Raw genomic sequence first — 12,316 nt, 5'->3', positions numbered from 1 at the left:
TCCTGCTTTACCGGACCCCGAACCATTGCACGGTTGGGTTGATTTCGCAAAGGCTCCCGGTGTCTGTAAGCATATGATGATCCCGAACATGACTTATCTTTTCAACAACATGCTACAGCTTGGCCTTTAGATTAGCGGCGATGCAGGACGACCGAATGTCACGAGAGTAGTAGCGGCGCATGTTGTTCACCAGCTGCGAGAAGATTTCGACCGGACGCTTAGAGTTCATGAATTTGGCCTGATCAATCGATCCTTCAACCGGGGTGCGGATCGACATCAATGTCTTGTAGCCCCCGGCAATTTCCAAAGCCTGCACCACGCAATCGTAGTCGATTGTGTCTCCTTCGCAGGATTCGCAGTAGCGCTTCACGATGTTCAGGTAGCTATCGGTTTCACTGATGCGGGCAATGCTTTCGTTCAAGCGAACCAAATTGACATTTTCCGGTAAATCCGAACCACGGCCCAGCATCACTGTCGTGAACTGGTTCGCTTCATCAGAAAAATGCTGATTGAGGTTCAACAGCCTGGCCAGTCGTTTCAGGCCGAGCAATCCCGAAACCCGCTTGGGATTGGACTCTTCCACAAAGGCCCGCATGGTGATGGCCCTGTTTTCCCGCGCCATATAGGCTTCGATCCATTTGAGAAAACCAGCTTCGGACAGGCCGTAGTTTTCTGCAGGCATGGAATTGATCAGATCAAAACGGCCGTTGTTCAGTGTATTCCACAACACATACTCGGCACCTTCAACCTCACCATGAGATTGCAACGCTATCGCATTGCTTATCGGCTGACGACCAACCCGATACCCAAAGATGGCCTCACCATTTGCTTTTAGGGCGGGGTCGCTCAGAGCGAGTAACCAGTTTACGGTCCCCTTGTCGGGGTCCGGCGCGCGCAGAAGTTGGTCGCGTGCCTGATGGTCGATCAAATAGTCGGAAAAACCACCAGGTACGGTGTCGCGATCAATCTGACCAAGGATCATCTGCGCCGAACTGTTTCCCTGACTGGCCGCTTCCGACAAACCTTGCAGGCCTTCGGCCTCGCTGCCATTGAGCCAATTGTCTACAGCGGTATCATATGGCCCTTCCTGTGCGACAGCCGCCCCTGACACATGCAGTAGGAAAACATTGGCCAAAATTGCGAGCATTCTCATACTACGTCACTCCATTGAATTATCGTCTTGGTCACTGACCGTTGTATTCCCGTTTCGAAGCAGCGTTGACGCTTCACTACTGGGATGTTGTGACGACGTCCCGCAGCCAAACTTCCACACGGCGATTGATACGGCGGCCATTCTCAGTGTCATTGCAGCTTAGCGGCGAGATTTCACCATAGCCCAGCGTGCGGATCGTTAACCCATCCAGGCTGTTGGCAGGCGCAGCTTGTAACAGTGCATTGCTTACCTGCTTGGCACGCTGCTGACTGAGCGACCGATTGGATCTGCCAGCACCGACAGAGTCTGTATACCCGATCAGAAGAAGCTCTTTGTTTGTGGTTTCTTCCTTGGCAAGCAAAGAAGCAAGGCGCGTAATATCATCCTGTGCCCGTGAATCCAGACGAGAGGACCCGAACGCAAACCGAAAGGTGATTGAACTACGATCGGCGCCGGACAGTTCAGCCGACATTTCCTGCAACTGCTTCAGAGTAACCTCTGCATCGGTTGGCATAACTGCACCAAGATAGCGTAGTCCTTGCTCATTGGGGCCTTGCAAGGATTCACCAAGTGATACAAAGCCCGAAGCATCAATTGTCTCTTGCGCTTTTTCGCTTTCGAGGAATTGCATGAAACGGCTTAGCTGTGCCGGCACAGTGTTGCCGGTATAGGCATACAAGCGTCGGCTCAGCGGATATTCTTCTGTTTTAATAGTGAATGGAGTCGCCGGAACCTGAATTCCGCACACACCGCGAATTGCAAGAACCTTGGCTTCATCGGCACTTGCGAGGCTGGTAATTCCGATACCAAGTGGATCAGACGCAACCGCCGCCGCCAATTCTGTGTCTGTGTCAAAAAGACTGAGGTCGTTCGAGTACGCCGCACCGGCGGGGCGCATGATCAGGTCATTGAAAACCAACCCGGTTCCGCTGTCAGGCGCACGCATGTAAAGCTGGATCGGGGCATCGGGCCCACCAATCTGACTCCAATTGGAAATGGCTCCGGAAAAGATCCGCGCCAGATCCTGCTCGGCGACTGCCCGCAGCGGGTTACTTTGCGATGTAATGACTACCAAGCCATCCAGCGCAAAAATTTTCTGGTTTTCACTTGTGGTCATATCCCCAAGCCCGGCCTGCGATGCGCGCGCGATCTCGTCGGGTTGAGCAGGACGTGTGGCCACTGCCAGCGCCGAGCTTCCATCGACCAGTTGCTTGATCCCGTCTGCGGAGTCACCACCCATCAAGGAGACTTCGGCCAAAAACTCGCCTAGCTCATTACGAAGCAGAAGCTTGTCGACGCCTTCTTCCTCCGAGCGTAAAGCAGCGCCGCCGATTTCCTCTCCGAATTGCACCGTGAGATCGGCAAAAAGCACATCCACCAAGCGCGAGGAGCCAGAAATACCATACTCCACCGGACCCTCGTTCCGGCTGGGGCAAGCTTCGCCAATGCATTCAACTTTGAAAGCGTCAACTGAAATTGTACCGACCACTGTTCGGAGTTCGTAGTTGGCACCATCGAAGTCAATAAGCTCTCCGGTTAACGTCATTCCGCCATCCAAACTGTTCAATTGAACAGTTTCAGCGTTTGCTATGGTCGCAACGGAAAACATCAGCGCACCAGAGGCAGTTTTCAGGACCCGATTAAACATTTTCCTAACCTCAGACTTTTAGATTGTTCTTCTTCGTTTCACCGAAAGCAATTTCGCAAAAGCTGAAATGGCCTTCATATTTTCTTAAGGACGTATCTGCATACTGGAAGTTCAGTCAAGGCCGCAGAGGAGGTACTTAAAATTGCCTTACTTCGCCCATTTATCGACATGTTTGCGGCCAATTCTGACCACAGTTGACGCTCTTTCTTACCGTGTGTTGGGGGTCAAGAGGTTTCAACGCCAGATTGTGTTTCGCTTTTTGGCTTAAGTCCCTGTGTGACATCGCCCAGAACGTACCTCATGCCACTGCTGCCGAGCATTCTCAGCCTTTGAACCAGGTGATTCTTTTTTCAGTCGTATGGTTGAAAAGCCAGGTTTTGACCTGTTGGCGAGTTGCATCGCAAACCTTGGGTTTGAAGTAACCGAGCGTTGCGTGCGAGTTGATCGCGCCAGGCTGAGCAGAGGCCTCTCTGAGCCTGGGAAAGTCATGAACGAACCAGTCAGCTTTGCCAGTCGATTATCCGATTTTGGTTTCTGGTCGAGCGCCAGGCCAGCAGCCTCGAGCCCGTTCCTAACTGATCGGTCCACTGTGTTACCCGGCGTGGTGACAGGCCACGCGACTGCCGCTGATGGTTCGCATTTGCGGGCGGAACTGTGCGCAGAGCGTTGTTGCAGCCGGGCAGCGTGGGTGGAAGGCACAACCCGAGGGGGGATTGATCGGATCAGGGATTTCACCTTTGGGGGGTTCTACTTCGCGGCCGAAACCATCCATCTTAGGCGCTGCCGCAATCAGCATCTGCGTGTAGGGATGCTTGGGTGCCTCAAACAGATCGTCGGGCGAGGCTTCTTCGACCAGGCGACCAAGATAGAGAACGCCAATCCGATCCGAGATATGACGAACCACAGTCAGATCATGGCTGATGAACAGATAAGTGAGGCCCAGATCGTCCTTCAGGTCGCTCATCAGGTTCAGAACTTGCGCCTGTACCGACACATCCAGCGCAGATGTGGGTTCGTCGCAGACAATCAGCCGGGGCCGAGACGCGAGGGCGCGGGCGATACAGATCCGCTGTCGCTGGCCTCCGGAAAATTCATGCGGAAACTTGCTTGCATCCTCGGCGGACAGCCCCACTTGTTCCAGAAGACCCTCGGCAAGGCCGACGGTCTCACCACCTTTGGCGGCCACGGGTTCGCAGATGATATCCTTGACCCGCCAACGCGGATTCATCGACGCATATGGGTCTTGAAAAATCATCTGGATTGTATCGCGGGCTTTGGCAATCGTTTCGGCGTTGGATTCCCGCGCCAGGTTGACACCGGATACCTCTACGTCGCCAGCAGAATTGCCCAACAAACCGACGACCATCTTGCCGATGGTCGATTTGCCTGAACCGCTTTCGCCGACCAGAGAATAGACGGTGTTTTCTTCGATGTTGAAACTCACCTCGGACACGGCGGTCAGGTTTGATTTTGGCAATCGCTCCAGAACCCGATTCAGCCAGGGTTTTGAAACATCGAAGACACGGGTCAGATCATTGACTGAGACGATGGCATTCATGCTGCGCCCTCCAACTTGATTGGGTGCCAGCAGGCCGCTTGTCCGCTATCCGCCTCGAGCGTTGGCGACGGGCCGTTCAGGCATTGATCGGTTGCCCGCTCACAGCGGGGTGAAAAGGCGCAGCCTGGGGGCAGCGTATGCAGCCTGGGCATGGCGCCTGGGATCTGGCGCAGGCGGCGTTGCCCGGCCGAGGCGGATGGGGTCGAGCCCATCAGGCCATCTGTATATGGATGGCGCGGGCGGGTAATAACGTCACGCACATTGCCGGTTTCCGCCAGCCGGCCCGCATACATAACTGCGACGCGGTCCGCAGCTTCGGCAATGACCCCCATATCATGGGTGATTAACATCACCGCAGTGCCCCGTTCACGGCAGAGCCGCTTCAGCAACGAAATGATCTGTGCCTGCACAGACACGTCCAGCGCCGTGGTGGGTTCATCTGCGATGATCAAGGACGGCTCGGCGCAAAGCGCCAAGGCGATCACTACCCGCTGACGCATCCCGCCGGAAAATTCATGCGGATAGCTATTGATACGCTCCGCCGCCGCCGGGATCCCGACCTCTTCCAGAGCCGCGATGGCGCGCGTATGAGCCTCGGCCTTGGTCAGGCCGAGATGTTCCATCATGGTTTCGGCAAGCTGATCGCCAATCCGCAGCAGCGGGTTGAGAGAGGTCAGCGGGTCCTGAAAGATCATCCCGATCTCTTTGCCGCGCAGCCGCCGCATCTGATTTGGCGGAAGGTTGTCGATACGTTGACCATTCAGCCATATCTCACCACCGGTGATCCGTGCAGGCGGGTTCAGCAGGCCAATGACGGCATTGCCAGCCATGGACTTGCCTGCGCCGCTTTCGCCAACAACGCCAAGGATTTCACCGGGTGCAATATCGTAGCTTACTTTATCCGTGGCGCAGAGCACTGCGTGGCGGGTTTTGATTTCGACCACAAGATTGCGAATAGAAAGGACAGGTTCGGTCATTAGCGCAACTTCGGATTGAGGGCATCGCGCAGCCAGTCACCCAGCATGTTTACGCTCAGCGCAAGTGTCAGGAGTGTGAGGGCGGGGAACAGAAGGATCCACCACTCACCCGAAAACAGGAAGCTCTGACCAATTCGGATCAAGGTGCCCAGCGACGGTTGTGTAGGCGGCGCACCGACACCCAGAAAGCTGAGTGTAGCTTCGGCGATAATGGCCAGCGCCAACGAGATCGTCGCAATGACCAGTACCGGAGACAGAACGTTAGGGAGGAGATGGCGGATCATGATGATCCATTTGGAACGCCCTATCAACCGCGCCGCCTGCACATATTCCCGGTTCTTCTCGACCAGGGTCGCGCCACGTACGACGCGGGCGAACTGAACCCATTCTCCCAGGCCAATGGCCAGGATCAGGACCCAGATCGCCATCTGGTCACGGTATTCAACCGGGGTTATTCCTTTGACAATTCCGAAGATCAGCATGGCGACAAGGATCGATGGAAAGGTGAGTTGTACATCTGCAATCCGCATGATGATGGTTTCGGTCCAGCCACCGACATAGCCGGCGATCAGTCCTAGGATGATGCCAAGGACCATCGCAAATGCGACCGAAAGCAGACCCACCATAAGAGAGATCCGCATGCCGTACAGAATGGTCGAAAACACGTCGCGCCCCTGATCATCGGTCCCCAGCAGGAAGACCTCTCCGGTGAATGGATTGGGCTGCATCGGTTCCGAGAACCCGTTCATCAGGTTCAGGGTTGTTGGATCAAACGGATCGTGCGGCGCAATGAGCGGGGCAAAAATGACCGCCAGCCCCAAGACCAATACGATTAGGGCCGAGACCACGGCAACCGGAGTGTTGCGGAAGTTCCAAGCAAGATCGGATTGCCAGATTCTACGAAGCTTTTGCATTAGTGTGCTCCTGCCTTGCTGGTCCGCAGGCGCGGATCGATGAGGAAGTAAAGAAGGTCAACAATCAGGTTGATGGTGACAAAGAGGACTGAAATCAGCATCAGGTAGGCAGCCATCACCGGAATGTCGACGAACTGGACCGCGTTGATGAACAACAGCCCGACCCCTGGCCACTGAAAGACGGTTTCAGTGATGATCGCAAAAGCGATGATGCTGCCCAGTTGCAGGCCAATAATGGTGATGACCGGAACCATTGTGTTGACGAGCGCATGCCGGAAATAAACCGAGCGTTCCTTCAGTCCGCGGGCCCTGGCAAAGCGAACGTAATCGGTACGTAAGACCTCCAGCATTTCCGAGCGGACAAGGCGCATGATCAGCGTCATCTGATACAGACCAAGCGTGATGCTGGGTAAAATCAGGGACTTTAGTCCACTTTCCGTCAGGAAACCGGTTGACCATCTTCCAATCATGACCATCTCGCCACGCCCAAATGACGGCAGCCATCCAAGCTCGACCGAGAACACGTAGATCAGCAATATACCGATCAGAAATGTCGGCAGTGACACGCCGATCAGCGACACGGTCATGATACCGTTGGCCAACCAACCATCCCGCCTGATGGCTGTGAAAACGCCAAGACTGATGCCAAACAGCATGGCCAGAGTCCCAGATACCAGCGCCAGTTCAAGAGTGGCGGGCGCGCGTTCGATCAGAATGTCGACGACGGGTCGCCCCTGTCGATAGCTGAGACCGAAATCGCCATGTGCGGCGTTTTCCAGAAAGCGCCAGTATTGTAAGACGAATGGCTGATCCAGCCCCAGATCGCTGCGCAAGCGCTGAACGTCTTCGGCGGTGCGCTCCTGCCCAAGCATGTTCTCAATTGGATCCCCGACAAAGCGGAACATTGAAAAGGCGACGAGGCCAACCACAAACAGGACCAGAATGGACTGCATGATACGGCGGATGATGTAGGCTAGCATTGGCTTTTAGCTCCCTGGCCAGAGACACGTCACTCTGAGGCGAAACAGTCGTTCGCAGATCAAATGCGGTCCGGCGCTGGCCCCCCCGAATACGGGGAGACCAGATCGTCACGATTTAGTTGAAGGCGAAGTACTTGAATTTTGGGCTGTCTTCGGGGTCAACGACCGAGTCGACGCGAGATTTCATGCCCCAATTCAGAACCTGGTGGTGAATCGGCAGATACAGAACCTCTTCCTGCACCTGATCCCAGATCGCGCCGATTGATTCATCACGCGCCGCCAGATTTGTTTCACTTGCCAGAGCCTCGATGGCGGCGTCCAGCTCGGCATTCGAGAAGCGGGTGCTATTCCACGAGCCGTAAGCCTCACCCTTGGTGTGCACCAGAAAGTTGAAGATGTATTCGGAATCGTATGTCGGAACGCCCCAGCCCAGCATGTAGAAGTCGGATTCCAGATTGTTGATCAGCGGGAAGTGCTGGGCCTTGGGTTTGGCATCTAGATTCACATCAATTCCGATCTGGGCGAGCATGCCGACCGAAGCCTGGCAGATCGCTTCGTCGTTGATGTAGCGGTCATTGGGGCAGTCAAGCTTGATCGAGAAACCGTCGCCATAACCAGCTTCTTCCATCAGCGCCTTTGCGGCCTCAACATCAGTTGCCGGAACCTGGTCCAACTCAACCGTCCAGCCATTTACGAAGGGTGGCAACACAACACCTGCGGGCTGGGATTGACCACGCATAACGATCTTCTGGATGGCGTCGCGGTTGATCGCCATGTTCATGGCCTGGCGCACACGGACATCTGCCAGTGGGTTCTTACCATCGACATTGTCGTTTTTTAGATCCACGTCACCCTGGTTCATTCCGAAAAAGATCACCCGGTTCTGTGGTGCCTTGCGGACATCCAGACCATCGGTTGAATCTACACGGGAAAGATCCTGCACCGGCACGTCTTGAATGAAATCCACCTCACCTGACAACAGCGCGGCCACTCGGGTCGCCGGGTTCTGGATCGGAAGGGCCTCAATCCGGGTCACCTCAAGCGGGAACGTCCCGGCACCCCAATATCCGTCGAACCGTTCCAATACCGTTTTTACATCCGGTTCACGGCTGACAACTTTGTAGGGGCCGGTCCCGTTCGCGTTCTTTGCAGCATAGGTGCTCTCGCCGCCCTCGTAATCCTGCACGTCGACCGCGTCATTGGCCTCGGCCCAGCCTTTATCCATGATCAACAGGTTGGTGAGGTTGTTTGGCATGATTGGGTTTGGACCCTTTGTCACGATCTCAACCGTATGAGGGCCGGTGGCGCGCACTTCCTTGACCGAGGCCAGAACCTCTCGGTAATTGCTTTTCTCGGTCATCGCGCGATTCACCGAAAAGACGACATCGTCGCTGTCGAACTCCGCGCCATCGTGGAACGTCACGCCTTCGCGCAGTGTGAAGTTCCAGACGTTGGGGTCGCTCTCGGACGGGGCCCATTCGATGGCCAGCCCCGGGACCAGCCCGCCCTTCATGTCGCGGTCGACCAAAGGCTCCATAATCTGGCGGCCAAGGGTGATCGTCGGACCTTCGTTCTGGGCGTGCGGATCAAGGGTCAGGGCATCCCCAGCACGCGCCCATCTTAGCGTTTCTGCCTGTGCCGATATTCCAGCCGAGGCGCAAAAAACGCTTGTGAGCAGTAGTGATTTGATTTTCATTTTTTCCTCCGTGTCGCCCCCGAGGGCAATATTTATCCCGCTGGCAGATCGAACGATTTGCCATGGTGCGCCTTCTAGGGTGCTTTTTGATGAGGACTTGCACGCCTCCACGATACGCAAGTCGACAATGTCTGCGCATAGTTCTGAGTGGCAGAAGCATGCGTAGATAAACTTTCCGATCTGACGGAAGATTTTGTCTCAAAAATTGAGAGGAAAAGCAAAATATTGGGTCAGATTCACATGATACTCGTAATTATCGGGTCAATTCATGCGCGGTCTATTAAGCGGAGATGAAACATAACAGAAGACCTGCTTCGAGCCGCACTAGAATTTTGAGCTGTTCACCAGCTGATCCTGATCGGAGACATCGCCCAGACCATTCTCGCCTCTTGGTCGGTGTGGTTTCGAAACCGATGCGCGATCATGGAAGGGTAGGAAAAACTGTCGCCTTCGCGCAGGACGATGACTTCGTCGCCAAGGCGCAACTCAACTTCACCAGCCAAAACAATCGCGTGCTGCTCTCCTTCAAATGTGTAGCCTTCCAGGGGTTCAGGTGGCGTGCCTGGGCCCGGGCTAAAACGAGATAGGATCAGGTAGCACTGACCTGACAATGTGCTTGAAAGCAGTTCGTCTTCGAAGCCGAGTTCTTCGGTTGTCCGTGTATACATCCCTGAAAGTGCGCGACGGTTTTCGGCACGGACGACGTGTTTTCGTTCCAATGGACCGTTTCCCGATTGCTTGGGAAAGAACCAGTTAGGGTCAACCGAAAGCGCCGTACTGATTTCTTGCAGGAGATCTGAAGAGACTTTCGCCGAACCAAGTTCGATTCGACTGAGGTAAGCCGTCGAACACGACACAACCGATGAGAGATCATTCAATGTCAGCGCGCGCGCTTTGCGCACTTCCCGGATCTCGCTGCCAAGCCGCTTGGAGTCTGTCTGTGAAAGGTTTGTGTCCATATTGCCGATATAGAAGATTGAGGTTGATTTTTCGAGAGAAATTCAATTTAGTTGAAAAGTGGGGATATATTCAACCAGCCGCGACAGCTTCGGAGGACGTTATGCGCTTTGATTTGATTGCCAATTTCAGTCCTGGTGAGACCATTCCCTGGACCCGGACGCTGGAAATGATCCTCGAACAATGCACGTTGGCCGAGCAGGCCGGGTTTACGACTGCTTGGTTCACTGAACATCACTTTGCCCATAACGGTTATATGAACGCGCCACCCAACCCGATTCAGATGTGTACCCATGTGGCGGCGCATTGCAAAAGGCTGCGGGTTGGAACGGCGCCGATTGTCCTACCCGATTGGCATCCGCTGCGCGTGGCCGAAGATGTGGCGATGCTTGATAACATGACCCTTGGTCGCGTGGATTTTGGCGTCGCAAAGGGGATAAACGAACGCTCGACCCTGCAGTTCAACAAGGACGCGGATCGGCGTGACAACGACAAGGTGATGCGCCTGTATCAGGAAAGCCTTGAGGTCATTCTGAAAGCCTGGACGAATGAGGTCTTCACCCACACAGGTGAGTTCTACCAGTTTCCCGTTTTCGGCTGGAAAGAAACCAACCGCTTTTTCGAACCGCTTGATCCGCGCTACCATACGGAGGATGGCGAATACAAAGCAATGTATGTGCACCCGCGCCCGTATCAGAGCGGCCATCCGCCGGTTTGGCTGATGTCCAACGCCCCACCCACCTTTAAGCTGGCGGGAGAGAGAGGCTGGGGTGTGATCTCCATGTCCTCAGGGCCCAAACGCACATTGGCTTGCTGGGAGCCATACCGCGAAGCCTTGTCAAAGCGCGAAGGGCGCGATGTGAAAATGGGTGAAGGTGTGGGCGTCTGCACAGCTTTCTACGTGGGTGAGAGTATGGAGGAAGCCGTTAACACGATCCGCCCTGCCATAAATGCCTACTATGAATTCCTCGGTGGCTCACGACCAGCAGGAGAGTGGACCAAGCACGGCTATCTTGATGTGGGCGAAGAGATGACGCCCGAGGATGAGGCGATGGATTGGTTCGACTTCCTCAACAAACGTGGGATCATCGTGGTTGGCGATACAGCGTATGTGGCGGAACGTTTTGCCGAGAAACAGGAGACATTTGGTCTCGATCATCTGATGCTGATGCAGCAGTACACTGGCGTGCCCTATGAGAAAATCCTCGCCAGTTGGAACCGCCTGTTCGAGCATGTCGTGCCGAAGTTCGGCACGCGGTCGATCGCAGAAAAACGGGTGCTGCAACATGCTTGAAATCTGGGGGCGCCCGTATTCGTCCAACGTGATTCCGGTGATCTGGACTGCTAACGAGCTGGGTTTGGACTATACCCTTCAATTGGCCGGTGGCAGCTTTGGCAAGTTGGACACCGAGGCCTATGCGGAAATCAATCCCAACCGAATGATCCCGGCGATCCGCGACGACGGATTTGCTTTGTGGGAAAGCCTGACGATCGTGCGCTATCTGTGTGACTGCTACGGAGCGGGCACGCTCAGCCCGTCCGACCTCCGGACCCGTGCCATTGCCGATCAATGGATGGAGTGGTCGGCGAGCCGTGCGTTCTTGCCCGTGATATACCTGTTCTTTGCCACTGTTCGCACACCACCTGATCAGCGAGACCCGATTAAAATCGCCGAACTGCGCGACCAGGCGCATGACGCCCTGACAATTCTGGATGGGCATCTGGCCAACCAACCGTTTGTCTGTGGGGACACGTTTACCATGGGCGACATTCCTCTTGGTTGCGTTGTTTATCGTTACTTCAATGTCGACGTCGAACGCCCCGCGTTGCCGCACGTCTTCGCGTGGTATCAGCGATTGGCGGAACGCCCTTCTTATCAGGATCACGTTATGCGCCATTTTGGTACAAATCCGGATGAGTGGGCAGCCTTGGAAACGGCCTGCGCAAGTGAAGGAGTGCTGTGATGAATATCCGCGACTACCGGAACGCCCTTGGGTCGTTTCCCACGGGCGTCACCATCGTAACCGCCTTTGACGCCGATCATCAGCCCTGGGGCCTGACCGCCAATTCCTTTACGTCTGTGTCACTCCAACCACCAGTGATTTCAGTCTGTGTTGCAAAATCCGGTCGGGTTTTCCCAACCCTGTCAGGGTCCAACCACTTTGCGGTGAACATTCTGTCTGCGGATCAACAGGCGCTGGCGCTGCACTTCGCCAGCGATGTGGAGAACCGCTTTACCGACACCAATTGGATAAAAGGCAATGCAGCCCCGATATTGCCGGGTGCATCGGCCCATCTGCATTGTGTCACCCATGATCGCGTGGATGCCGGTGATCACGAAATCCTTCTGGGCCGCGTCACAAGCTACACCCACGCGCCTGTTCCGCCCCTTGTCTATTGCCGCGGCAACTTTTTCGCGGCCTCGCACTAGGA

General features: G+C 55.1%; 11 protein-coding genes. 3 read left to right on the top strand and 8 right to left on the bottom strand.

The genetic code is table 11. From position 1 onward, the window contains the following. Positions 1–112: 112 nt before the first annotated feature. From D9K61_RS07845 to D9K61_RS07810, 8 genes are all read right to left on the bottom strand, one after another. Complete coding sequence (locus tag D9K61_RS07845) at positions 113–1,153, bottom strand: hypothetical protein (protein WP_162946802.1); 1,041 nt, start codon at positions 1,151–1,153, stop codon at positions 113–115. Between the two features lie 76 nt (positions 1,154–1,229). Next, entirely contained in the window at positions 1,230–2,801 is a 1,572-nt protein-coding gene (locus D9K61_RS07840) for a phosphate ABC transporter substrate-binding/OmpA family protein (protein WP_120632697.1), read from the bottom strand. Between the two features lie 592 nt (positions 2,802–3,393). Beyond that, positions 3,394–4,359 carry an ABC transporter ATP-binding protein gene (locus D9K61_RS07835; protein WP_120632696.1) on the bottom strand — a complete coding sequence of 322 codons (966 nt, stop codon included), beginning with the start codon at positions 4,357–4,359 and terminating at the stop codon, positions 3,394–3,396. Further along, the gene (locus tag D9K61_RS07830) at positions 4,356–5,336 is read right to left on the bottom strand and encodes an ABC transporter ATP-binding protein (RefSeq protein ID WP_120632695.1); all 981 of its coding nucleotides are present in this window, start codon (positions 5,334–5,336) and stop codon (positions 4,356–4,358) included. The genes D9K61_RS07835 and D9K61_RS07830 overlap by 4 nt, the downstream gene beginning before the upstream one ends. Next, positions 5,336–6,250, bottom strand: a complete 915-nt coding sequence (locus D9K61_RS07825; protein ID WP_120632694.1) for an ABC transporter permease — start codon at positions 6,248–6,250, stop codon at positions 5,336–5,338. The genes D9K61_RS07830 and D9K61_RS07825 overlap by 1 nt, the downstream gene beginning before the upstream one ends. Next, the gene (locus D9K61_RS07820; protein WP_120632693.1) at positions 6,250–7,230 is read right to left on the bottom strand and encodes an ABC transporter permease; all 981 of its coding nucleotides are present in this window, start codon (positions 7,228–7,230) and stop codon (positions 6,250–6,252) included. Before D9K61_RS07820 ends, D9K61_RS07825 begins: the two co-directional genes overlap by 1 nt. A gap of 115 nt (positions 7,231–7,345) precedes the next feature. After that, positions 7,346–8,926, bottom strand: a complete 1,581-nt coding sequence (locus D9K61_RS07815; protein ID WP_120632692.1) for an ABC transporter substrate-binding protein — start codon at positions 8,924–8,926, stop codon at positions 7,346–7,348. 341 nt (positions 8,927–9,267) lie between these two features. Further along, positions 9,268–9,885 (bottom strand): helix-turn-helix domain-containing protein, encoded by a 618-nt coding sequence (locus tag D9K61_RS07810; protein ID WP_120632691.1) that lies wholly within the window; start codon positions 9,883–9,885, stop codon positions 9,268–9,270. Between the two features lie 101 nt (positions 9,886–9,986). Here D9K61_RS07810 and D9K61_RS07805 point away from each other — a divergent pair, with 101 nt between their 5' ends. From D9K61_RS07805 to D9K61_RS07795, 3 genes are read left to right on the top strand one after another with little or no spacing between them, the layout of a single operon-like run. Beyond that, on the top strand, positions 9,987–11,177 hold the full coding sequence (locus tag D9K61_RS07805; RefSeq protein ID WP_120632690.1) for an LLM class flavin-dependent oxidoreductase: 1,191 nt from the start codon (positions 9,987–9,989) through the stop codon (positions 11,175–11,177). After that, positions 11,170–11,847, top strand: coding sequence for a glutathione S-transferase family protein (locus D9K61_RS07800; RefSeq protein ID WP_120632689.1), 678 nt, complete (start codon positions 11,170–11,172; stop codon positions 11,845–11,847). The genes D9K61_RS07805 and D9K61_RS07800 overlap by 8 nt, the downstream gene beginning before the upstream one ends. Next, on the top strand, positions 11,847–12,314 hold the full coding sequence (locus D9K61_RS07795; protein ID WP_120632688.1) for a flavin reductase family protein: 468 nt from the start codon (positions 11,847–11,849) through the stop codon (positions 12,312–12,314). Before D9K61_RS07800 ends, D9K61_RS07795 begins: the two co-directional genes overlap by 1 nt. Positions 12,315–12,316 lie beyond the last annotated feature (2 nt).

Origin of the sequence: Ruegeria sp. EL01 (assembly GCF_900313035.1) — a bacterium.
Classification (GTDB): Bacteria; Pseudomonadota; Alphaproteobacteria; order Rhodobacterales; family Rhodobacteraceae; genus Ruegeria.
Note: the sequence above shows the minus strand (reverse complement) of the source record. Positions and strands in the feature narration are given on the sequence as shown.